Origin of the sequence: Gardnerella piotii (assembly GCF_049815665.1) — a bacterium.
GTDB lineage: Bacteria > Actinomycetota > Actinomycetes > Actinomycetales > Bifidobacteriaceae > Bifidobacterium > Bifidobacterium piotii.
Genome location: NZ_CP187450.1, coordinates 547,042 through 571,447 on the forward strand (window position 1 = coordinate 547,042; position 24,406 = coordinate 571,447).

The 24,406-nt window shown below is 41.0% G+C and carries 17 protein-coding genes; 10 read left to right on the top strand and 7 right to left on the bottom strand.

Going from position 1 to position 24,406, the window contains the following annotated elements; all coding sequences use genetic code 11:
• Positions 1–134 precede the first annotated feature (134 nt).
• The 3 genes from ACPEIW_RS02310 to ACPEIW_RS02320 form a co-directional block, all read right to left on the bottom strand.
• Positions 135–1,910, bottom strand: coding sequence for an FtsK/SpoIIIE domain-containing protein (locus ACPEIW_RS02310; RefSeq protein ID WP_425664142.1), 1,776 nt, complete (start codon positions 1,908–1,910; stop codon positions 135–137).
• 96 nt (positions 1,911–2,006) lie between these two features.
• A complete protein-coding gene (locus ACPEIW_RS02315) occupies positions 2,007–3,356 on the bottom strand; it encodes an LCP family protein (protein WP_425664144.1) in 1,350 nt (449 codons plus the stop codon).
• Positions 3,357–3,489: 133 nt separating this feature from the next.
• Positions 3,490–4,971, bottom strand: coding sequence for an LCP family protein (locus ACPEIW_RS02320; protein WP_032815468.1), 1,482 nt, complete (start codon positions 4,969–4,971; stop codon positions 3,490–3,492).
• Positions 4,972–5,071: 100 nt separating this feature from the next.
• On the opposite strand from ACPEIW_RS02320, the gene ACPEIW_RS02325 reads away from it, so the two are divergent.
• Together ACPEIW_RS02325 and ACPEIW_RS02330 are read left to right on the top strand one after the other, a co-directional pair.
• Complete coding sequence (locus ACPEIW_RS02325) at positions 5,072–8,383, top strand: glycosyltransferase family 2 protein (protein WP_425664146.1); 3,312 nt, start codon at positions 5,072–5,074, stop codon at positions 8,381–8,383.
• Between the two features lie 72 nt (positions 8,384–8,455).
• Positions 8,456–10,081: a DUF5719 family protein gene (locus ACPEIW_RS02330; RefSeq protein ID WP_425664381.1), complete on the top strand. Its 1,626-nt coding sequence runs from the start codon at positions 8,456–8,458 to the stop codon at positions 10,079–10,081.
• Between the two features lie 24 nt (positions 10,082–10,105).
• Here the strand turns inward: ACPEIW_RS02330 and ACPEIW_RS02335 are convergent, their stop codons facing one another.
• Positions 10,106–10,534: a metallopeptidase family protein gene (locus tag ACPEIW_RS02335; RefSeq protein WP_004131993.1), complete on the bottom strand. Its 429-nt coding sequence runs from the start codon at positions 10,532–10,534 to the stop codon at positions 10,106–10,108.
• A gap of 118 nt (positions 10,535–10,652) precedes the next feature.
• Here ACPEIW_RS02335 and ACPEIW_RS02340 point away from each other — a divergent pair, with 118 nt between their 5' ends.
• Both ACPEIW_RS02340 and ACPEIW_RS02345 read left to right on the top strand, forming a co-directional pair.
• Positions 10,653–11,465 carry an HAD-IIB family hydrolase gene (locus ACPEIW_RS02340; protein ID WP_016834647.1) on the top strand — a complete coding sequence of 271 codons (813 nt, stop codon included), beginning with the start codon at positions 10,653–10,655 and terminating at the stop codon, positions 11,463–11,465.
• A 101-nt stretch (positions 11,466–11,566) separates the two neighbouring features.
• On the top strand, positions 11,567–12,304 hold the full coding sequence (locus tag ACPEIW_RS02345; RefSeq protein WP_425664149.1) for a ComF family protein: 738 nt from the start codon (positions 11,567–11,569) through the stop codon (positions 12,302–12,304).
• A 68-nt stretch (positions 12,305–12,372) separates the two neighbouring features.
• Here the strand turns inward: ACPEIW_RS02345 and ACPEIW_RS02350 are convergent, their stop codons facing one another.
• Genes ACPEIW_RS02350 through glgB form a run of 3 tightly spaced genes read right to left on the bottom strand, consistent with a single transcriptional unit; the run spans position 12,373 to position 16,542 of the window.
• Complete coding sequence (locus tag ACPEIW_RS02350; RefSeq protein ID WP_409256831.1) at positions 12,373–13,422, bottom strand: sensor histidine kinase; 1,050 nt, start codon at positions 13,420–13,422, stop codon at positions 12,373–12,375.
• A 58-nt stretch (positions 13,423–13,480) separates the two neighbouring features.
• Positions 13,481–14,230, bottom strand: a complete 750-nt coding sequence (locus ACPEIW_RS02355) for a response regulator transcription factor (protein WP_004131998.1) — start codon at positions 14,228–14,230, stop codon at positions 13,481–13,483.
• A 41-nt stretch (positions 14,231–14,271) separates the two neighbouring features.
• Positions 14,272–16,542, bottom strand: a complete 2,271-nt coding sequence (glgB, locus tag ACPEIW_RS02360) for a 1,4-alpha-glucan branching protein GlgB (protein ID WP_425664151.1) — start codon at positions 16,540–16,542, stop codon at positions 14,272–14,274.
• Positions 16,543–16,688: 146 nt separating this feature from the next.
• Between glgB and ACPEIW_RS02365 the strand changes: the two genes are divergently transcribed.
• From ACPEIW_RS02365 to pheT, 6 genes are all read left to right on the top strand, one after another.
• The gene (locus ACPEIW_RS02365) at positions 16,689–17,285 is read left to right on the top strand and encodes a CarD family transcriptional regulator (RefSeq protein WP_128813736.1); all 597 of its coding nucleotides are present in this window, start codon (positions 16,689–16,691) and stop codon (positions 17,283–17,285) included.
• 57 nt (positions 17,286–17,342) lie between these two features.
• Positions 17,343–18,332 carry a tRNA (adenosine(37)-N6)-dimethylallyltransferase MiaA gene (gene miaA / locus ACPEIW_RS02370; protein WP_032815473.1) on the top strand — a complete coding sequence of 330 codons (990 nt, stop codon included), beginning with the start codon at positions 17,343–17,345 and terminating at the stop codon, positions 18,330–18,332.
• Positions 18,333–18,483: 151 nt separating this feature from the next.
• Positions 18,484–19,485 (top strand): cation diffusion facilitator family transporter, encoded by a 1,002-nt coding sequence (locus ACPEIW_RS02375; protein WP_016834654.1) that lies wholly within the window; start codon positions 18,484–18,486, stop codon positions 19,483–19,485.
• A gap of 108 nt (positions 19,486–19,593) precedes the next feature.
• Positions 19,594–20,574 carry a TrmH family RNA methyltransferase gene (locus tag ACPEIW_RS02380; RefSeq protein WP_425664154.1) on the top strand — a complete coding sequence of 327 codons (981 nt, stop codon included), beginning with the start codon at positions 19,594–19,596 and terminating at the stop codon, positions 20,572–20,574.
• Positions 20,575–20,626: 52 nt separating this feature from the next.
• Positions 20,627–21,694: a phenylalanine--tRNA ligase subunit alpha gene (gene pheS / locus ACPEIW_RS02385; protein WP_032815474.1), complete on the top strand. Its 1,068-nt coding sequence runs from the start codon at positions 20,627–20,629 to the stop codon at positions 21,692–21,694.
• A 3-nt stretch (positions 21,695–21,697) separates the two neighbouring features.
• Entirely contained in the window at positions 21,698–24,316 is a 2,619-nt protein-coding gene (gene pheT / locus ACPEIW_RS02390; RefSeq protein ID WP_425664156.1) for a phenylalanine--tRNA ligase subunit beta, read from the top strand.
• Positions 24,317–24,406: the final 90 nt, after the last annotated feature.

The window sequence follows — 24,406 nt, forward strand, 5'->3', positions numbered from 1 at the left end:
ATACGCGTATATTTTTACTAAATTTGCTAGATTTTGTATAAAACTATCCGCACTCCAGGAAAGCATGAATATAACTTTTTTTCAAGACTTTTACAAAATTTTTTTAATCTTTTTGAGTGATTTAAGTCATATTTTTATGTAAAACTCAATATTTGCAGCAAATTAGCTTTTCCAGGAATCACCATTATGCATCTTCCTGGTGTTTGATAATCTTCCGCGCTTAGTGTTTTTAGTAAGTCGGTAGGTATTCCAAGCATTGAGTCTGTTGCAGCATCGCCTGTTGGGAAGATTATTCTTACTGGCGCTTGCTCTGGTATGCGTATGTGTCTTGCGTTTTGAGAGCAAAATATTACTGCTGTTTTAGTGTCTTTTAGTTTGCATTGCAATTCTTTAGACTTTTCGTCGCTGTTAAAAGGCTCTAAAAGTGAGTCTGCGTTGTCTTGAATGTGAATGTTTTTTGAATCAAGATTTTGCACACTAATAGCATTTTTAATCACATTTATAAGATTAGACTTTCCTCGTTTGCTTCCACCAATAATTGCTATGTTTCCAAGATTTGTTGGCAAAATTGCTTCGCTTAAGTTAATTCCGTCGTCTTTTAAGCCGATTAAAAGTCCAAACTCGCTATCTTTTGTGTTTTTGCAGTATTTATTAAGTGTTGAATTATTTAAGTATTTTGGTAGGGGAGCGCTAAACAATTGCTTAGGAGTTTTGTAGCAATAGAATTTTCCAGCCAATTCGATTGCTTTTATAAGCGAATTTTTGTTTTGACTTTGTGAACATTGTAACGCTACTATTCCGTCTCCCGTATTGCAATATGCTGCTCCAGGATTATTCGGGTTTATGCTTGCAGCGGCAGGAGACCCAAGTAGTTCGTGCGATTGCATTGCGTCTCTAACTCTTAAACAAATGTTTATAGACATATTTGCTTTCATATCTGCATTTACTTGTCCCATTGGATTTTGTGTGCACGCTATAAGATGCATTCCTAGGGATCTTCCAACAGAAGCTATGCGTATTAGGCGATTCATGTAATCGGGTAGTTGATTTTTAAGAGCATGGAACTCGTCTATAACAATCACCATTGAAGGCTCGCTTGGTTTTACTTGACTAATATCGTGGCAGCCTTGATTTGCCACCAATCTTTCTCGCCTGTCTAATTCCATTTCTAATCCGCGCAATGCTCTTGCAGCATGCTTAAGATTTAAGTCTCCAACGTTTCCAACGCTGTGTGGAAGTGTGGAAAGAGAATCGAATGTAGCTCCTCCCTTAAAGTCCATAAACACAAATTGCAATAATTTAGGTGAATATCTAAAAGCTAGAGCCAAACACAAAGATGTTAGTAAAACGGATTTTCCAGACCCAGTTGTTCCTGCTACAAGCGCGTGCGGGCCATTTTTAACAAGATCTATACAAAAGTAACCGCTGCTGTTTATTCCGATTGGAGCTTCTAAAGAGTTTTTAGAAGACACTAGCCAAGCGTATACAACATTTTTCCATGGAGGAACACGATTTTGCATGTTTTTAGAGTAATTTGTAGAAACGATTTGATTTGCGTTATTAATCAGCATTGCTTCTAGGTTGATTGGAACAAGAGTTTCTGGAACACCTTTAATATGAGAGTCGACTGTTGTTTTGCTAAAGTGAACGCTTTGATTCGTATTATTCTTTACTAAACTTTTGTTGTTTTTGTTTGAATTGTATTGAACAATTTGCGGTATTAAGCAAGCAATATACATCATTATGCTAGGAACAATCATTGCAAGCATCATCCAACTTTTTTGCAAAAACGCCATTATAGCAAGAGCAACATTGGCTAAAATAGGCACAATATTTGCCATTATTTGCATCCAAAACATTGGTTTTGAAGCTATGCTTTTAGTATTGTTTGCATTGTTTTTGTATTCCATAACGCAATAGTGTATTGCGATTAAGAAATATGCAAGTAAAAACCACAAATGTGGTTAAAGGCTAAATTGGCTAAATATGATTAGCTAAAATTATGTTTATTGCTCTGCAAGCGTTCCAACGTTTCCAGGCGCATGCGTTCCAGCAGATAATTGATCGAATAATTCAATGTTTTTAGCATCGTCTAACAAAACGGATGATCCAACTGAATACACCCAATAATCTGGATTAGTCCAATAGACTGTTCCTGTTACGCCGTCTTTTCCTGTTGCTTCCTTAAAAGCAAGACCCATGTTCAGCAGTGTTCCAGGATTCGAGTTTTCGTCTAATATTGCAGAATCAAGCGATGCTTTTGCAAAACCTTTTACTTTCGAGAAGTTTGTAAGCGTGCTGCTAGATAAAGCTTTTTTCATTATTGCGCTAATTACCATTCTCTGTCTTGCAGCTCTTCCAAAATCAGATTGAGGATCTGCATATCTCATTCTAGAAAATGCTAATGCAACGTTTCCGTCTACACTGTGGCATCCTGCAGTCCAATTAAGCCCACTGTAGGCATCGCTAACTGTGCGATCGTAGCATAAGTCTATTGTTCCAAGCGAGTTTACAACGTTTGTAAGTCCTGCGAATTTTATTTCTGCAACGTGGTCTATTTTGTGGCCAGTAATTTTTTCAACGGTTTTTGTTAGTGCTCTATTTCCAAGATCTTGTGCAACTGTGTTAATCTTCATTTGCTGGCCGTTTACAGAAACTAGCGAGTCTCTTGGAATGGATATTAAGGAGCTGTGCCCACTTACTGGTTTTGTTAAAACAAGAATCGTATCTGTTCTAAATCCAGTTATTTCTTTTGCTTCTTCGCCTTCTCGTTGATCCGATCCTAAAATTAGCCAAGTTGTTTCTTGAGTATCTGGAGTATCCGTTAGCCAATTATCTCGCTTAATTTGAGAGTCAACCCAGTTCCAAGATAAAACGCCGCATGCTCCTACAAGAATCAATATTGTTACTAAAAGCAGGGATAAGTACTTTAGTAAGCGATGTTTTTTTCTAAAAGCAAGAGCTCCAACAGAAGAATTACTTGCTATTGGTCTAACTTCGTTTTGACTAAAGTTTTGGATTCTTTTTGGAGTAAAACTAGATGCACTCGCATTATTTTGACTCAAACGCTGATTTTGTTCGGGGTAGTATTGCGAGCTGTAGTCTTGTGCTCTGTGATTTTGTGCGCGATAATTTTGCGAATTTTGGCTTACTTTTCTAGGCTTTGGCTCAAACGACGGTGCACGCTGAACAGTCTCTTGCTTGTTTAATTCGCTGTTTTTATGCGCGTTATTGTGTGCATTTTTAGGCGGAAAGCTCGGTATTGAATTCGCGTTTTTATTGTGTTTATTCGATGGAGTAAAGCTAGGTGGATTATTTTGATTCCCCAAAGCGTCTTCTGGACGTTGCTGGCTCATTTATCCTCCCTAAGCCATACATTTGCAATATTGATGGCGTCTATATGTATGCATAATTATTAGTGAAAACTACCAATGGCATTATAAAGCAACGTAGTTATAAACGATTTAACAACGTGCTTTTTCTAGTGTATTATTTTCCTTTTGGAACAGCGCATATTGTATTATTTAGGTATTTATCTGCAATTCCCATGTAGTGACCAGTTTGTGGGTTTCTTATTGTTCCGTCTTCTGGGTTAACGATTCCGCCGCTATTTGGATCAATAAGTCTGCCTAAGTTGTCTTTTGCTAATCCAGTTTTTGGATCCACGCGCCCAATTTTAACTGCATTTGGATCTGCATAGGAATTAGAGGAATTAAGGCTATTCTCGCCAGAATTTGTAGACTCCTCAGAGTCGTTAGAATCTGCACTAGAAGTATCGGAGTTTTCTTTAGAATCAGACTTTTTACTGCTCTTTGAGTTCTTTTTTGAAGACTTTTTACTTTTACTTGGTTTTTCGCCTAAATCTTTAGTTAACGGCTTATCTTCTTGCATTAAATCCCAAACGTCTTGCGCGCTTTCGTCTAAAATAACACGATTTTCATCGTATGGGTCGGTTGCAATCGGTATTGTTTGTGCGTAAATGTGCGAAGGCTTTAGATTACGAAGGCTTGCAGCTAAACCAACCAGTGTTGTAGGGTTTGCAAGACCCTGGCTCATATTAAGTGACTTTAGAGCTGATTTTGCAAGTTGATAAAGTTGGCCCGACTGTGTTAGAAGATTCTTAGATAGCGCTTGATGAATAAGTTGCTTAAGAAGATATTGCTGGCGCGTTGTTCGCATAATATCGCTTCCGTCGCTTGCGCTGTCGTGCCTCATTCTTGCATATTGTGTTGCTTGCACGCCATCAAGGTGTTGGAGTCCGCGCTTTAGGTTAACGCCCGTGTAGTAATCCCTAGTGTTTACAGGAATGCACAGGGTTACTCCGCCAATCGCGTTAATCATATCGCTTAAACCGCTAAAGTCTGCAACAATAAAATCTGTTATGTTTAAGCCAGTAATCTCGTTTACTGTTGCAAGCGTACATGATGCTGCGCTTGCTAAGTCGCCTCCCTTAGCGTATCCAAGTGCGAAAATCGAGTTAAACATAACTTTACGTCTAGCTGGAATTCTGCCTTTAGACGTATTGCACGATGCGGCTTTAACCATTGAATCTCTTGGAATTGAAACAATGTTTATATAAGACCTATCTGCGCTGATTTGAACAATCATTGCTGTGTCTGATTGATGATTTTCGTCTTCTCCGCCGCCCTGAAAAGCGCGATTCTTACCTTCTCGAGTATCTTGACCAAGAACAAGAATATTAATAGTTTTACCAGCATTAGGGTCTATTGACTGAATCTGTTTGGTGCTTGTTGAGATGGTTTTTATAACGCGCGAACTAATAGTAGAAGAAAAGTCAAGCCATACGGATGCGATTATTGTAGTTAAAAAGGCTAGAACGGCAATAATTGCCATGCAAATGATTTTACGAGTATTATTAAGCATTTGACTATTGAGAGTATGGTGTGGTGCAGATGAGTCCCAATAGTTAGTTTGGTACCGACGGTCTTGATTATACCGAGAGGCTGCCATGCTTCCTTCTTTCGTAAATGCACATATAAATCACTATTATAGTGTATTCTATTGAGATTTTAACATGCATAATACATACCCCTTGCGTAAACTGTTATGTATGGATTCAATAACCGCTGAAACTTGCACTTTTGAAAACGATGTTTTACAAGTCTTTTCTGCTATGAATAGAATAAAGCCTCGCGAGGTTGATTCTTCTATTGTTTCAATAATGAGCGTTGAGCAAGATACGCGGTTTTACGAAGAAACTTTGCAAGCGGTTATAAATCAAAGTGTTCTTCCTGGAACTATTGTTGTAGCTGATTGTGCTAATAGAACACAAAAAGAGTTAGTAAAGTCTTTTAACGTTCAAATAGAGCCAACTCAATTATCGGGATTAATTTCTAGTGCAGATTTTTCCAACGGAAATCAAGCTTTTAGTAATGCGTATGGCAATGCGTACAGTGGCAATAACACTGATTCCTACAAACAATATAAGCAAGTAAAAGTTGTTATTCTTCCTATTAAGTCTGCAAAATCATTTGGAGATGCTGTAGAAAAGTCTTTAAGAAAACTTTTGCCATTGCAAGGCGTTAAGTCGCTGTGGCTTTTGCATGACGATTCAAAACCTTGCGATTCAAAATGCTTGGAAGCTTTAAGAGAGACTTGGCGAAACACTCCAACAGCTTGCGTTCTTGGTGCAAAACAAGTTGATTGGCAAGGAAAAATTCTTCATAACGTTGGCATGTATGCGTGGAAACATAAAGTGCATTCGCTTAGCGTAGAAGGCGAGCCAGATCAAGAGCAATACGATTTTAGGGGAGACGTCTATTCTGTTTCTCTTGCAGGCGCTTTAGTTTCGCTTAGCACTTGGCAAACAATGCGAGGAACTCAGCCTTGGCTTACCACTTTTGAAGAGTCTAACGATTTTTGTAGGCGAGTCGTTTTAAGCGGTGGGCGAGTTGTTGTTGTACCACAAGCCAGAATCGCGCATAGAAGAGCGCGTTTTGACGGTCTTCGCACTAGGAGCGGCGAAGAGCGCGATGCAGAAAAAACCAATATTTGCTACGGCTTAGCTTATTCGATTATGGCAAAGCAAAGATACATGTATACAGATGTTAGCGTTATTATGTGGCCTCTTATTTGGCTTTGCTCTGTTCCAATGTCAATAATCCGCGCACTTCAATCTTTGTTTGCTAAGCAGCCGTATGTTGCGTTTATGCGTCTTATGCTTCCTTGGATTGCGTTAGCGCAATTACCTCGCGCTATTTTTGCAAGAAGACGAGTGTCTAGAGTTTCAAAAGTTTCCTTAAAACGACTCACTTCTCTTATAGCAAGTCGTAGTCAAATTACGCGTTGGAAAGACAAAACTATTGCTTTTAAGACTCAAAAAAAGGGTGTTATTTTAAGTCCGCTTGCAAGAAAACACTTGCATAGAAGAGTTTTGTTTAGATGGAGCGCTGCAATTTGTGCATCTCTACTCGTTTTTGCAACCGTAATACTTCTTTACGGAGCTCCAATTAATAAGATTCTTTCTGGATCTTCGCTTTATTCAAGCCAGCTTCTTTCTACTGGAACAAGTTTTAGTGATTTGTTTAAGTCTGCGATTGGAGCATATATTCCAGACGACGGTTTTGCGTCTCCTCTTCCTCCATCTCCGCTTCTTATGATTTGGATGCTAGCTTCCATTGTGTTTGGTGGTAACACGTTAGCTGCAATAAACGCTATATTTTTCCTTGCAGCTCCTGCTATGCTACTAAGTTTTTGGGCGCTCGCAGGCGTCTTTACTAGATCAGACATTGTGCGAGTGTGCTCTGGTCTTTGTTGGACAATGATTGCTATGGCTTTTGGCGTTTTTGCTAGAGGCGATTTGCCAATGATTCTAACAATGGTATTTTTGCCAGCTGCATTTGCGTTCGCTTTCCACGCTGTAGGAATGTATGTTACAGAAGACCCTGTTGTTCCAGTTGCGTCAATCCAAAGCGCAGCTTGCGCATCTTTGTGCTTTATGGTTCCGCTTGCGGCAAGTCCTCAGCTTTTGCTGCCAATGTTTGTTATTTTTGTTGCATCGATTATTATGGTGCGCTCGCATCGTTTTATGCTTGCGCTAATGCCTGTTCCATCTGTTTTGGTTCTTTTGCCAACATTGGGTAGCGTTGTGCGCTATTTTGGAACTGGAATGTGGCGTCAAATTTTTGCTAGTATGGCTTTGCCTTCTCAAAAAATAAATGGTGCTCCTAGAGCTAGTAGTTATATAGATGTTTTGCTTCGAGCGTTTAACATTGATTTGAATCATTTTTCTTCGGGTTCAATGTTAATTTTGCAACTTCGCGGAATAATCATGATTGTGTTCGCAGCCTTAGCTGTACTAATGGCTTTGTGCGCGCTTGCTCTTCCGTTTGCTTTAAGAGTTTCAAGAATGATGTGGGTTGTAATAGTTAGTGGAATGGTGCTTTCTTTAGTCGCTTGCCGCGTTGTTGTTGCATCCGATTTTGACGGTCCTATTAGTGCAAGTGTTCTTCCAGGTGTAAGCTTGAGCGCTCTTGGTGTTCTTGCATGCATGTGCATGGTTGCAGGAAAAGCAGTTCGTAGGTTTGAACCTTTGCGAAAATCTAATTCTGCTAATCAAGACAATAATCCAGACGATTACACTACTCGCGTTTCTAAGCGTGCAGCTATGAATCGTTCTGCTAAAGCAATGATGAAAAAGCTTATTCATCTTGCAAGAGGAATTTTAGCTTTTGGAATTTTTGCAGTTGCTGCTTTGCTTGGATTATTTGCGATCATTAGCGGACCTGTAACCTCCGTTTACGCAAGCGATAGTGGCCTGCCAATGGTTGTTTCGGACTACTTAAATAAGAATAGTGCAAATCGCGTTCTTGCGATTAAAGCTGTGAATAGTCGTGAGTTGAATATTTCGCTTATGCGCACCGCTCGTGGCGATTTAGTTGACTTATCTCCATCTTTACAAGTTAGAGATGTTTTATATGGGAATTCTCCTAGTACGAATACGCTTTATTACGCGGCTTCTAAGCTTCTTTCTCACGCAAGCGATGAGTCGATTGTAACCTTAAAGCAGCTTGGTATTGGCGGAATTTACATTGTTAATGATTCTAAAGCCAAAAACGATTTAGCGGCTAATAATTCAATGATTAGCTTAGAAGGCGACGCAAATAAAGACGCAACAGAAAAGTTGATTGCAAACGTAAACGCTTCGGAAGGAACTCAGCTTGTTGTTTCATCTAGTCATGGAACGTATTGCAGATTCGACGATGTAGCAGACATGTCTTCTTCTAAAACTTCGATTTATAGCCATTCGCGCACACTTTCTTGGAGAATTCCATGGATTGTTGTTTTTGCTTTAGTGCTGCTATTGTATTGCCTGGTTGCTTTGCCTCGTTTTAACAGCAATAACGTAATAGAGCGTGAATAAATAGAGCGTGAATAATTAGGATGATTAGTTAGAAGCTATGATTGATTAGACGGATAAATGGCAGGTAGATTAATGAAGTCAGATACGAATTCTAAAAATAGTCATCGTCATGCACAAGATGCTGCTTCGATTAGCGCTTCTGTTCGTTTTAGAAGATTCAAGCTGTGGTCTTTGTCTATTTTAAGCGCTGCAATACTTGTTTCTTGTGCTGTTGTTGCGTCTTGCGTATTACCACTAAAACAGCTAACAGACGACCCGATTTTTCCTATTGGAAGCGTAGAAAAGCGTGTTAGTTCTACAAATTTGCAAACAGTTTGCCCTAGCAGAATAGCTTTACCAGATTCAGCAAAATATGGCGATAGCGAGTTTCAAGAATCCGAAGGAGACTTAAAGTCAATAGCCAGATATGCGTCTTTTGGCAACGTTTATAAGTCCACTTTTAACGGCGTAAAATATGCTGGCGATTCTAAAGATTTAGTTAACAAATCTTTTAACAATCCTTCTAGTTCTTCTAGTGATCCTAGTGATTCAAGCGAAAGCCAAGATAGAGCTTATTTTGCAGAAAGTAATGTAGATAAAGATGCTCAAGTTTTGGAAAGTAGTCTTTTAAGTGCGCAATCTGGAACTGGGTCTGCTGCATCTGTTGCGTCTTGGGCTACAAACGGCGACTTAAAAGGATTATCTGCCACTTCTTGCGTATCTCCTTCAATGCGCCAAAACTTTATTATTCCAAGAATAGCGGAAGGTGTTTCTGTAAGATTAAACTCTGTTAATCTTTCGTCTAAGCCTACAGTTGTAAGCGTTAAAGCGTGGTCAACTAATAAATCGGGAGCGCAGCTAAATCTTTCTACAGGAAGCACTTTTACTGTTCCAGCACATAGTGATGCTTACTTTAACATTTCTGCAGCTGCATCAAAGTCGGATGGTCTTTATATTCAAGTTTTAAGCGAACAGGCTCCAGTTTCGTCGTTCGTTAAGTTTATTCGTTCATCTGGTCTTGCTTCTAAAGGCGTGGATATTATTTCTCCGCAAGAATCAGCATCTTTAGAGCCTGTTTTGCCAGGAGTTAGTGAAGGCGACCAAGCCAAAGCTTATATTTGGTCTAATAAAAGCGGAAAAGTCGATTTGTATTGGCTTGATGATTCTGGAAAAAAGAGCATAAAACAAGTAGATTTTAGTGCAAGACAAATTCAAGTTGTTGATTTACCAGAAGTACCTAAGGGCGTTGGGGCGATTTTTGCGCAAAGTAGCGTTCCGATTTTTGCTATGGCTTCTGTTGAAAAAAGTGGCAAAGATGGTCAAAGCGATATTGCTTTTGTTAATTCAGTTCGTTCTATTACAAATAGTGCGCTTGTTTCCCCATTTTCTGCAGACGAAACTTCGCTACATATTGCAAACGGATCTGTTGATAATGCCAATGTAAAGATTAGTGCTTACGATTCTTCTGGCTTAAAAGTAGCGTCTAAGACTATTGAAGTTAAGTCTTATACTGTTTCAACGATTTTAGCGAAAGATATTAATCCTAAAGCTGTTATGTTTACTATTAAATCTAAGTCTGGCGTTTCGTTTGCGTCTAGGATTCAATCAAAAGCAGTAAACGATGCTGGTTTTGCAGGCGTTGCATGGATTCCTTCTAAGTCGCTTGACCCTAACAGTATAAGTGTTAAAGTTCGCTCGAATCCTTCGATTGTAAAGTAGACTTAGGGCTTTTTAGGCTGTTATTTACAATCCCCAATCTGGGTCGATCTCTTCTGGTCTTCTTCCGTACAATTCTGCTAAACGTTGCACTATTTCGTCTCTAATCGCGTATTGAAGCTCAGCTCTGCTAGTAACGTGTGTGCATAGTGGGAGTCTGTACAAAACTATTCTTTGTGGTATTCCTTTAGATGCAGGAAAAGCTTGAGACATTATTCTTTTATTACTTTCCCACAAAACTGGCTGGCTTGGAGGAACATCTTCTACAGCAAATTGAACGTCTTTTATAAGATTTGACCAAGCACTGTTAAGTCTTCTAATTTGAGCTGCTACCATTGAATCGAACATTCCGCTGGCTGTTCTGTATCTAGGAAGTCGCGTGCCAAACATTGGCGCACGCATGCCGCGTCCGTGGCGGTTTCTGTATCTTTTTTGTTCCCATACTAAAGACGTCATACACTTAACTTTATTTGTATGCTAGGGCATTTGATTAATGTGCAAACACAAAACGGTGTAGTAAATATGTTGATAATATGGAATACTTGAATTGCATAGTTTGTACAGGAGGAAATCGTTGGAGCCAAATATTCATGAGTACAATGAGCAGGGGCTTTGTGAGCGTCTTGCTTTGTGTTCACTTATTGGTTTTGACTTAGACAACACTCTTGCATGCTCTAAAAAACCTATGACTAGCCCAATGTGCAAGGTTTTTGGAGATTTAATCAATAAAATTCCTGTTGCTTTAATTACGGGCGGAGACTTGCGATTAGTCAAAAGCCAAGTTTTAAGCGTTTTGCCTGCTTCTACGAATCTAGACAATTTTCACATTATGCCAACTAATGGAACAAGCTATTATCGAATTGTTGATGGCAGTCTTAAATGCGTGTATTCTCACACGATTTCCGTAAAAGACGCAAATCGCATTATTAGTGTTGTTAAAGATTGCGCTAAAAAAATGGGATTGCTAAAAAGCGTTGGAGACAAAGATCTTTGGGGTAGTCAAATAGAAAATCGTGGTACTCAAATCACTTTTTCTGCACTAGGGCAGCTTGCTCCAATCGAACTTAAAAAGGATTGGGATCCTAGCGGCAAGCTAAAGGAGCAGCTAGCTGAACAAATTTCTGCATATTTGCCCGACTTTTCTGTGCGAGCTGGCGGAGAGACAAGTGTTGATATTATTTGCAAAGGAAACAACAAGGCCTATGCTCTTGATTCTCTTTGTAAGATTTGCGGCATTTCGCTAAAATCTGTTGCTTTTGTGGGAGATCGCATGTACAAAGGCGGAAACGATTATCCAACTTCTTTAACAGGAGCGCTTGCGATTTGCGTAAAAAATCCTAATAACACTTTTGAATTGTGCTCTAAGCTATTAGAAAGTCTTAACTAAAGTCTTAAGTAAATACTTAACTAAAGTTTTAAGTAAAAAGCCTTTAACCACATTGCTCTAATTTTATTGCTATTTGTTTTTAGCATTGTTATCGTCTTTTTATGATTTACAAAAACCTTAACAAAAGCAAACAAAATCGGCTTATTTCCAACGTTTCTTGGGTAAATTTGCTTAAGACCATTCTTAATCTTGCTTTTCCAATTTCTTGTGCTGGCTGCTCAATGGCAGATTGCGTACTTTGCAACGAATGCAAATCAAAGTTTAGTAAGTGGCATATGGATCCGTTTAGCGGAGTGTTTTGCAAAAATATTTATTCTTGTGCAACATATGGATGGGCTGTAAGAAGGTGTATTTTGCAATGGAAAGATCATGGAAACCAACTTTTAGATAAGCCTTTTTCTAACTTGCTTTTTAGCTTGATTATTAGTGTTGTTGGAAGCTCAAGCAAAGTGGCCATTATTCCAGTTCCTTCGTCTTTTGCATCTAAAAGAAAGCGCGGCAGAAGTCATATGGACCCAATAGCTAAAAATGTTGTTAAAAGTCTTAAAAAACAAGGTGTTGATGCTACTTTTGTTAAAGCAATTAAAATGATTAATGTAAGGGGAAAATCGGTTCAAGCAAGGGGGAGTAGGCAAAGGTCTTTGCGCACGTCTAAAGGTTTATCTGTAAACGTAAAGGGCATTAAAAGCGGGTACAAAGTGATTATTATAGACGACATTATTACCACGGGGTCTACGCTAAAAAACTGTGTTAAAGAGCTAAATAAAAGCGGTGTTGCTGTTTTTGCGTGTTTTGCGCTGGCTGGAGTGTGGTCTAAAGAAAGCGTTTTATACTCTTAGATTTGCGTGATTATGGATTTCGCGTTTTTAGCTTGTACGTTTATGCTCTTAAAACGCGCGAGATCTTTCTATTCGCTATATGTAAGCGGCAATGTTATCTCAAAATTAACTCCACGTTTATCGTCTACAACTCTAACGTTTCCGTGATGAAGCAGAGCAGCCCATCTTGCAATAGAAAGTCCTAATCCAGTTCCTCCAGACTCTGTTCCTATTCCTTGATTTCCCTTAACAAATCTGCGGAAAATATCTGCTCGATTTTCTTCAGGAATTTGCGTTCCAAAATTAATAACATTGCAAACTAAAATATTTTTTTCGTGATTCGACTTAGCGCTTATAAGAATCTTAGTGTTGTCTGCAGAATGTTTGATTGCGTTAGATACTACGTTTGTAAACAATTGAGATAGGCGATTTTTGTCTCCAACAAGCATAATGTTGTTTTCAATATTAAGACTTATGCTGTGATTGTGACCCGCGTCTGCGATTTTTACTGTTTCTACAATGTTGTTAATAAAGTCTTTAAAGTCAAAACTTGTAATAACAAGGCTTTCTGCGCCTGCTTCTACTCTAGATAAGTCAAGAAGAAAAGTGATTAAATCAGCTAATTTATGTGTTTGATTTACGATTGCTTCCATATTGGAAGGTGTTGGCTCCACAACGCCATCTGCAAGGTTTTCTACCATTGCTTGTAAAGCGCTAACAGGCGTTCTAAGCTCGTGGCTAACGTTTGCTATAAGGTCTCGGCGCATGTTGTCTGCGTGCTCTAGTTCTTCTGCCATCTCGTTAAAAGCAAGAGTGAGTTTTCCAACTTCGTCTTTTCTGCTTTCGATTTGAACACGCACAGAATAGTCGCCATCTGCCATCGTTTCTGCAGCATCGCGCATTTGTCTAAGTGGGGAAGTTAATCCTCTAGAAAACGCGTATGTTATTCCTAATGCAACTGCAAGAGTTAGTGGCATTGCAATCCAACCACTTAATCCAACTTTTAGCAAAAACCATGCCATAACAAATGCTATAGCGGTTGCAAAAACAATAATCGCAGACAATTCGCCTTTTAATGACGTAAAAAATCCGATTGCGCTTTTAGGATGAGGCAGTGGATTCTTTAGAGTATTCTTCATTGAATTTTTTAATGAACTCTTTAGCAGATTGCTATTTTTTATGTTCTTATGATCTTTGCTATTTTTGAGAATCAAATTCTGGCTCATAATCTTCTTTAGGTGGCTCAAAAGCGTAGCCTACTCCATGTATTGTGCGAATCCAATCAGATCCAATCTTATGTCTTAAAGATTTAACGTGGGAATCAACTGTGCGCGTTCCCGAAGCATCTGGCCAATCCCAGACTTTTTCTAAAAGCGTTTCTCTTTTTAACACTTCGTGAGGGTGATTTGCAAAAGTCGTAAGTAAAGAAAACTCTGTAGGCGTAAAGTGGATTGCTTTTTCGCCAATCGTAACAAGTCTTTGCTTTGTGTCAATAATCAAGTTTCCAAACTTAATCAAAGTGTTGTATTGTTCTCTTTTTGCAATTATTGCCGCGCGCTCAACTCTTCTTAAAAGCGCACCGCATCTTGCAATAAGCTCTCTAGGGGAGAATGGCTTTGTAACATAGTCGTCTGCTCCTGCGCTTAGCCCAGCCAACTTATCTGCTTCTGAGTCTCTTGCTGTAAGCATAAGAACAGGAATCGGGCATTTAGATACTATTCTTCGCGTTGCTTCTATGCCATCCATAAGCGGAAGCATAATATCCATGATTATAAGGTCTGGTTTTAAGCTTAACGCTGCTTTAACAGCAGACACTCCATCGCAAACAACTCTAGCTTTCCAACCTCTAGCAGCAATTCTTTGCGCTATAGCTGTAGCTAAATCTGGCTCGTCTTCTACAACAAGAATTGTTCGAGGAGCACTTGTTTGCAATGGAGTGTCCAACATTTTACCTAGTTTAGATTCCTTTTAGCTATTTAATTATTACCTTAATCTAGTGGCTTAAGGAATACAGCTCCAAGTGCTGGAACAGTAATCCTTGCAGAATACGGCCTAGAATGATACTCTTCGGCTGCAGCAGTAAATGTGCCGTTGTGAATATCGGATCCGCAATACTTAGCGTCGTCAGTAGTAAGAATCTCTTGCCACTTTCCACCCTTAGGCAATGCCACTTGGTAATCTTGCCATGCTTGACCAGAGAAGTTAACAACAACAACGATTTCTTCGCCGTTGTCTCCGATTCGCATGTAGCTTAATGTGTTGTGGTCGGAATCGTCGCTAGTAAGCCACTGGAATCCATCTGGCGTAAAGTCTTGGCTCCAGAATGCCCTAGAGCTCTTATACAAAGCATTAAGATCTGCAACCAGCTTTTGAACTCCTTGATGGAATGGCCATTGAAGCTCGTGCCAATTAAGCGAATTGTTGAAGTTCCATTCGCAAGACTGGCCGATTTCTCCGCCCATAAACAGAAGATTCTTTCCTGGGTGAGACCATTGATACGCCAAGAGAGCTCGAAGGCCAGCAAACTGTTGCCATTCGTCTCCAGGCATCTTTCCAAGAAGAGATCCCTTGCCATACACAACTTCATCGTGGCTAAGAGGCAACACGTAATGCTCGGAATACGCGTAAACCATAGAGAACGTGATTTCGTTGTGATGCCAACGGCGATTAATCGGCTCTTCTTTAAGGTATTGCAAAGTGTCGTGCATCCAGCCCATGTTCCACTTTAAGCCAAAGCCTAAGCCACCCATGTCTGTAGGAGCAGTAACGCCTTGATATGCAGTGGACTCTTCTGCAATCATCATAATTCCAGGATTATTCTTGTATGCAGTAGCGTTCGCTTCCTTAATAAAGTCAATAGCTTCAAGATTTTCGCGCCCACCATACATGTTTGGACGCCATTGGCCAGCTTCGCGGCTGTAATCCAAGTAGAGCATAGAAGACACAGCGTCTACTCGCAAAGCGTCAACGTGATACTCGCTAAGCCAGAAGCACGCGTTAGCAACCAAGAAGTTGCGAACCTCGTGTCTGCCAAAGTTAAATATGTACGTTCCCCAATCTGGGTGCTCACCGCGAAGAGGATCTGGGTCTTCGTAAAGCGCAGTGCCGTCGAATCTGCCCAAAGCAAAGTCATCCTTAGGGAAGTGTGCTGGAACCCAATCCATAATCACACCAATTCCAGCCTTGTGGAGCTTGTTTACTAAGTACTTAAAGTCGTCTGGACTTCCAAGTCTGGAATCAACAGCATAATATCCTGTAACTTGATATCCCCAAGATCCCGAGAATGGATATTGTGTAAGAGGCATAAACTCAACGTGAGTAAAGCCTTCTTGCTGAACGTAATCAACCAAGTGATCTGCAAGCTCGCGATAATTGTCGTAATCGCGATTCCAGCTATTTGCTTGAATTTCGTAAATGCTAACAGGGCCATCGTGCGCATTAGTTTTTGCGCGATGCTCAAGCCATTCGCTATCGTGCCACTTAAAGTCGGAGTCAACAACAACAGAGCCAGTGTTAGGTGGAACTTCGTGCGAGCGCTCCATTGGGTCTGCCTTCATAATCCAGTTTCCAGCTTGAGTCATAATCTCAAACTTGTAAACCTCGCCTGCGCCTACTCCTGGAATAAAAAGCTCCCAAATGCCACTAGAGCCAAGCGAACGCATTGCGTGACGGCGGCCATTCCAATAGTTAAAGTTGCCAACAACTCTTACAGCGCGAGCGTTTGGAGCCCACACAGTAAAGGATGTTCCAGTAACTTTTTTAACCATTTTGCCTGTTTCTGGGCTTACAAGACCCCAAGAATCAGTAATGCTTTTAACATGAGCACCTAGTGCTTCCCAAAGTCTTTCGTGCCTGCCTTCGCCAAACAGGTACATGTCCATGTCGCCGATTTGAGGCAAGTGGCGGTACGGATCGTCGTCTACAGACTCTGTGCCGTCTACTTCTACGGTACGAATGCGATAGCTAGGAACAGACCATTCTTTGCTTTTAGCGTGTTTGGTTGCAGGAATAGTGGCAACAAAAATGCCATTGTATTCGTGCTGAGCTTCGTATTCGCCGCTCTTAGTGAGAATTGTTACTTTCTTGGCCATTGGTCGTAAAACGCGAACCGTGGCAGTACCAGCGCCATTGCCAGTTCCGAGATGTCCACCAAGGACCTCGTGAGGATTGTAATATTCTGCATTGCTCACCGCAGCAAGCACGTCTTGACGAACGGCAACTGCGATTGCATCTTCATTGATGTTAGATACTGTACTCATGTTGTCTATCATACAACATTATTTGCGTATGTCTTGTGTGTTTTGAGCAAAGTTTGACTAATAAGTCAAAAAAATAATTTAGGAGCGTTCAAGTCTTTGCCTTATGGGAAACTGAAATGAGTTTTTCTGTGCATACGGAGGGTTCTGTGGGTTATCAAGTCGGCGATATGGTCGTCTATCCTCGTCATGGTGCGGCTAGAGTCGAGGAAATTAGTGAACGTACTGTTAAGGGTGTTACTAGGCAATATTTGCGCTTAGTCGTATTGTCTTCAGATGGTTTAGAGATTAACGTTCCTGTAGATAATGTTAAAAAAGTTGGCGTTCGAGACATTGTTGGCGCCAAAGAAGTTGCTAAAGTTTTTGAGATTTTGCGTACGCCAATCATTGAAAAAGAAATGAATTGGTCTAGAAGATACAAGCTTAACGTTGAGAAAATTGCTACGGGCGATGTTAATAAGATTGCGGAAGTAGTTCGCGATTTGTCGCAGCGAGACGTTGACGAACACGGACTTTCTGCTGGAGAAAAGCGCATGCTTGCGCGCGCTCGCAGTATTCTTATATCGGAAATCGCATTATCGGAAAAGATTGACGAGACTCAAGCAGAGCGTTTGCTTAACGTGAATCTTGGTTATGCTAATCCTTTGCCTGGAGACGAGGAACACCATACTCATGCTCCAGAAGAAGCAGCTGCAGATACTCTTAGATTGCTTGCGGAAAAGTCTAAAAAAGCTAAGAAGAAGTAAGTCTATTTTTATTAGCTTAAATTTTATTAGCTTAAATTTGCTACGTAGGAGCGCATTGTGTGCAAACCGCCGAAAGTGATTTCGATTGTAGGACCAACAGCATCTGGCAAAACGAGTCTTGGTATTGCGATTGCAAAGAAATTTGCTGAACGTGGTGTAAAAGCGGAAATTATTAACGCAGACGCATATCAAATGTACCGTTATATGGATATTGGTACAGCAAAAGCCACTAAAGAAGAGCAAAGCGAGATTAAGCACCATTTAATAGACATTATTGATCCTCAAGAATCTATGAGCGTTGCAAAGTTTCAAACGCTTGCGCGCCAATGCATACGAGATTTGCAAGAAAAAGGTATTCGCCCGATTCTTGTTGGAGGATCTGGTCTATATGCTCGCGCTGCTGTAGATGATATAACTTTTCCTGGCACAAATCCTGATGTTCGCAAATCTTTGGAAGAGCGCGAAAAATCGCAAGGAGCAATGGCGCTTTTTGAAGAATTACAAAGGCTAGATCCAGTGGCTGCTAAAAATATGGATCCAAGAAATTCGCGCCGAACAATTCGCGCGCTAGAAGTTATTGAGCTAACAGGTAAGCCGTATTCTGCAACTTTGCCAAAATACAAGTATTTGATTGATTGCGTGCAAATCGGATTGGACTTAAGTAGAGAAGATTTGGATGCACGAGTGGATCTTCGCACAAAAATGATGCGCGAGCAGGGTTTTGTAAACGAAGTTAAAGAGATTCGCTCAAAGCTTGGTGTTACTGCTATAAGGGCTTTGGGATACAAGCAAATAATGGACTATTTAGATGGGGTTTGTAGCGAAGACGAAGCATTTGCTGATATTGCTCAGAAAACTAAACGTCTTGCTAGAAAACAAATGGGTTGGTTTGGAAGAGATTCGCGTATTCATTGGGTTAATGCTTTGCAGCCAGATGTGGTTGATGCCTCAATGAAGATAATTAATGCTGCTGATAATGGCGATTTTAAAGATGATTTGATTGCCGAATCAACTTCCCATCATCTCGGCGTGTTAATTGACGAATAGTAATAATAGAATAAGTTTTTAGATAATTAATCTTTAGATGTTTATGCGTGAACCCTAGCTTAGGCTGGGGTTCATTGCGTATAAGGCATATTGGGAATGATATTGAGAAACGATATCGAGATACTTATTTGTATGAACATAGGAGATTTGTGTGAATAATCATCATTTGTCAAACTCTTCCAGTGAAATCTTAGAGAAGAATGATTTAAGTACTTCTGGAACTAATGCCGCTTCTTTGCAAGATGCTATTAAAGCAAGTGATGCGCATCAGCATAAGCTAACTATCACTTTGGCTTTAACGTCTATTGTATTCTTGGCAGAAGTAATCGGATCTATTTTAACTAATTCGATTTCTTTGCTAATTGATGCTGGTCATATGCTAACGGATATTTCCGTTTTAGCTGCATCTACGGTTACTGCGATTTTAATGCGCAAAAAGCCTAATGCAAAGCGCACTTGGGGGTGGGCAAGGCTAGAAGTGATTACTGCTGCAGCTGGCGCTCTTGTGCTTCTTTTTGTAGGCGTTTATGCGATTGTGGAGTCGGGGATGCGTCTTTTTGGCGCAAGTCATAATGAAATTCACAGTGTAAGTCAGCTGCTTTTCTTTGGTATTCTAGGTCTTCTTGCAAATATTGCTTCGCTTATAATTCTTGTTTCTCAATCTAAAGACAATATGAATATGCGAGCAGCGTTTTTGGAAGTTATGAACGATGCTTTAGGCTCTGTAGCAGTAGTTGTTTCTGCATTAGTTATGATAGCTACAAATTGGAGCGGTTTCGACGCTGTAGCTGGCGGAATTATAGCAATTTTGATGATTCCTAGAGCGTTGCACTTGCTTAAAAATGCTGTAAAAGTTTTGCTTGAGCAAACTCCAGAAGGATTGGATATAGAAAAAGTTCGTGACCATCTTGAGCACGTTCCGCACGTTCTTGCTGTTCACGATTTGCATGCAAGCACTGTTTCTACAGGAATGCCTATTTTTATGGCGCATGTTGTTGTTGAGCGCGATTTGACGATGGGGCAGTGTGCAGATATTTTAAGCCAGCTTCAAGATTGTTTGCGTGAGCATTTTCCAGTTTCTGTTTCGCATACAACGTTCCAGTTGGAGCCAGAGGGATATACTACTCAAAGTTCGTCGGAGCATCACGAGTAGTTTTGTTGAGTAGTTTTGTTGAGTAGTTTTTGAGTAGTTTTGTATTGCAACAGTTACGCGTGTTGTAAATACATGTAAATGTAAATACATGTAAAGTAGAGTGATATTATGCCGTTAAAAGAGTTAATAGACAACGCGCATAGCGATCGCGTTAAGCGCATTTGTGCAATAAGTCGCGCAAAATCGCGAGGGGATGGGCGCTTTTTAGTTGAAGGTCCGCAAAGCGTTAGGGAAGCTGTAAGGTACGCGCGTAAATCGATTTTAGACATTTATGTTTTGCAAGATGCTGTTAATAGTGGCAGTAATCGTAGTTATAGTGGCGTCACGAGTAATGGTGGCCCTATAGAAGTAATCGCTAAAATCGTTGACGAATCATTAAAAAATAATTGCTATGTGCACCCTGCAACAGCAGAAGTTATGCGCAAAATCAGCACGGATTGCCAGGGGATTGTTGCACTTTGCGATTCTAAGGTTTTAGACGAAGAATTTAGTAAAGAATTTAATAAGATTAGTGAGGCTAATAAAGCTGGGCTAGAGAGAGGCGATGATACTAAATCTTGCAAAAACGAAAACATATTAATTGCATCTTGTTGGCAAGTAAGAGACCCAGGCAACGCTGGCGCGATTATTCGCGTTGCAGACGTAGCTGGATGCAATGCTGTTGTTTTTGTTGACGATTGCGTAAGTCGATTTAACTCAAAGCTTGTTCGATCTAGTGCAGGATCGTTATTCCACTTGCCAGTAGTAAAAATGAGCGAAAACGAATGGTTTGATTGGGCAAAAAATGCAAAAATTAAAGTGATTGCTGCAGATATTTACGGCACGGAAAATAAAAAACCAAAGTCGTTTGTGCGTGTTTTAGATTCGTTTAGAAATGAGTCTAATATCGCCGATAATATCACCTCTAATGTCGCAATATTATTTGGAAACGAAGCCAGAGGATTGCCGCAAGAAGTCTTAAATAAAGTAGACGAAATATCGGTAATACCAATTTACGGAAAAGCAGAATCAATGAACTTAGCAACCAGTGCAGCAGTAATGCTAATGGGCTTGGCTATGTCTAGTCATGAGCGAAAAATGGGGATTTGAGACGTTTTTGAATGCTTCACAAAAGTACGCATACACGGATAGGAAGGGTGCTGTGGCAAAGAGTCAGCCATTTGACGCAAAGTCAATTACAAAGGTAGTAAAAGAGGGCATTGCTTGTGTTCAAGCCGCTAAAACAATGGAAGATCTAAAAGCGGCAAAAACTAAGTATGCTGGCGCTCAGTCTGCAATGACACTTGCTAGCAAAGCTATTGGAAGTCTTCCAGTAGAAGAAAAGAAAGAAGCCGGCAAAGTAATGTCTGCTTTGCGTGCTGATTTTGGTAGGGAATTTGCGGCGGCTCAAGAGCGTATTAAAGCTCAAGAAGAAGCAAATATGCTTCAAAAAGAAACAGTCGATATGACTTTGCCAATAAATCGTAAGCCGCTTGGCGCTCGCCATCCGATTGCGCGTATTATTGAAGATTTTGAAGACTTTTTTGTGTCTATGGGTTGGCAGATTTCTGCAGGTCCAGAAGTTGAAACAGAGTGGTTCGACTTTGATGCATTGAACTTTGGCCCAGATCATCCTGCTCGCCAAATGCAAGATACTTTCTACGTGCAGGGAAATCAGGCAAAGGATGCTGCAGGATTTGTTGGATCTAACATGGTTTTGCGTACGCAAACTTCCTCCGACCAGGTTCGCGCGTTAATTGAGCGAGGCGTTCCTCTGTACATTGCATCCCCAGGCCGCGTGTTCCGCACGGATGAGCTTGATGCAACGCATACGCCAGTTTTCCATCAATGCGAAGCTTTGGCTGTAGATAAGCACTTAAGCATGGCGGATTTAAAGGGTGTGCTCGATCGCCTTGCTGTTGCAATGTTTGGCCCAGATGCAAAAAGCCGTTTGCGCCCAAGCTACTTCCCGTTCACGGAGCCTAGCGCGGAGTTGGATCTTTGGTTCCCAGATAAAAAGGGTGGCCCAGGTTGGATTGAATGGGGCGGATGCGGAATGGTTAACCCGAACGTTCTTAAGTCTGCAGGCTTAGACCCAGATGTTTATACGGGATTTGCTTTCGGTGTTGGTTTGGAGCGCACTTTGCTGCTTCGTCACGATATTAACGATATGCACGATTTGGTTGAAGGCGATAAGCGCTTCGCAGAACAGTTTGTGATGGGAGAGTAACTCATGCCAATGGTAGATATTGACTGGCTTAAAGATCATGTTGAAGTGCCAGAAGGTTTGACTTATGATCAGCTTGCTAAAGATTTGGTGCGAGTTGGCTTAGAAGAAGAAGAGATTCACGATTCTCAAGTTACAGGTCCTATTGTTGTAGGTTACGTTGTTGATGCTACTCCAGAGCCACAAAAGAATGGCAAGGTTATTAATTGGTGCCATGTTGATGTTGGAGATAAATACAACGAGGTAGACGAAAATGGCAATAAAGTTCCTCGTGGAATTATTTGTGGCGCTCCAAATATGGCTGCTGGAGAAAAGGTTGTTGTAACTCTTCCTGGCGCTGTTTTGCCTGGCGATTTTAAGATTGAGCCTCGCAAAACTTACGGCCACATTTCTAATGGAATGTGTGCATCCGAGCGCGAGCTTGGGTTGGGAGATAGCCACGATGGCATTATTTTGCTTCGTGAATACGGATTCTCCAAAGCAGAATACGAGGCATTAAAGCCTGGAGATGACGCAATGTCGCTTCTTCACTTAAACAAGCCTTTGCTAGAGATTAACATCACTCCTGATCGCGGATACGCGTTCTCTTACAGGGGTGTTGCGCGCGAATATCACCATTCAACTGGTGCTGCATACACGGATCCAGTAGTGGAACTTAATAATAAGGCAAGTCAAGTTTCTGTTGAAAACGCGTCTACAGATATTGAAGTTAGCATTGAAGATACAAATCCTATTCATGGCGTTGTTGGATGTGATCGATACTACGCGCGTGTAGTTAGAAACTTTAATCCACAATCCGCAAGCCCTAATTGGATGCGTAGGCGTTTGACTCGCGCTGGAATGCGTGGAATATCTCTTGCAGTAGACGTTACAAATTACGTAATGCTTGACTTAGGTCAGCCTCTTCACGCTTATGATTTAGATAAGATTGAAGGTCCTATTGTTATTCGCCGTGCTAAAGCTGGGGAGCATTTAACAACTTTAGATGGCAAAGATAGAGAGCTTAACGTTGAGGACTTGCTTATTTGCGATTCTCCAAAGGGAAATCACGGTTCGCGTGTTCTTGGACTTGCTGGCGTAATGGGCGGAATGTATGGAGAAGTGACAAGCGAAACAAAGAATATTCTTGTTGAAGCTGCACACTTTGATCCCGTTTCTATTGCGCGTACAGCTCGTAGGCATAAGCTTCCAACCGAGGCTTCTCGCCGCTTTGAGCGCGGAGTAGATACTCAGCTTCAGCCTGCAGCTGCGCAAATGGCTGTTACAATGCTTAGCGAGTTTGGTTCTGGAGAGCCTTCTAATACGCCTACAGACGTAAACAATACTGTTGATAGAAACGTTATTGTTTTCAAAGCTAGCGAGGTAGAGCGCGTTTCTGGATTAAGCATTGATTTGAACCGCATTAGCGATATTCTTACGGATATTGGATGCTCGGTTGCTGGCGGCGGAAATGGTTCGTTCTCTGTTTTGCCTCCAACTTGGCGCCCAGACTTGAATGATCCATGCGATTTGGTTGAAGAAATTGCGCGCCTTGTTGGCTACGATGAGATTCCTGTTAAGGTTCCAGCTGTTCCTGTTACTGGCAAAACTGGTTTAACGCAGGAACAAGCAACTCGTAGAGCTATTGCTTACGAGCTTGCAGAAATGGGCTTAGTTGAATCTTTGAGCTACCCGTTTGTTGGTAAGGAAGATTTTGATGCTTTCCGCGAAGATGTTGATTCTATTGCTAAAGTTAGCGTAAAAATCGCAAATCCTTTGGCTGGCGATCGTCCTTGGCTTCGCAGGAATGTTCTTACCACTTTAGCTGGAACTGTTCGCAGAAATATTCGCCGCGGTTTGAGCAATGTTTCGCTTTATGAGCTTGGTCATGTGTATTTTGCAGATCCTAATGCTCCTGCAATTCCTGCTTTGCCTGGCTCGGTTCGTCCTACGGATGCTCAACTTGCAGCTTTGGATGCTGGTTTGCCTAAGCAGCCTTTGCACGTTGCAGCGCTTTTTACTGGTAAAGCAGAAGAAACTGGTTGGCTTGGTACGCATCGAGACGTTGACTACAGCGATGCTCTAGAAGCTGTTCAGCGTTTAGGAAAGCGCATCGGCGTTGATTTTAAGATTTGTCAGCTTAGTGCAAACGATGCTCCTGCTTCTTGGCATCCAGGACGTACTGCCAAAGTGTTTGTTGCTGTTGATGGCGGTGACGATGTTGAAATTGGCATTGTTGGCGAGCTTCACCCTAGCGTGAATGAGAATTTGGATTTGCCAAAGCATTCTGCAGCATTCGAGCTTGATTTGAGCGCATTGTTTAATGCTATGCAAGTTAAGCCTGTTCAAGCAAAGCCTGTTTCTACATTCCCACCTGTTAAGCAGGACTTTGCGTTTGTTGCTCCTTCTTCTTTGAGTGCTAGCGACTTAGAGAAAGCTATTGTTAAAGCTTCTGGCGATTTGCTTGAGTCTATAGAGTTGTTCGATGTTTATGAAGGCGAGCAGCTTTCAGATGGTTTGCGCTCTCTTGCTTATTCGGTAACGTTTAGAGCTGCAGATCGTACGCTTTCTGGCGAAGAAATGGAAGCGGTTCGAGAAGCTATTACAAAAGCGGCTAAAGATTTGCATGCAACTTTGCGCGTGTAAAATCGTGAGCTAGCTTTTGATTAATGCGGCTGAATAACTATCTTTAGTTGTTTGGCCGCATTTTTTATTGTGATTTTATTGTGATTTTTA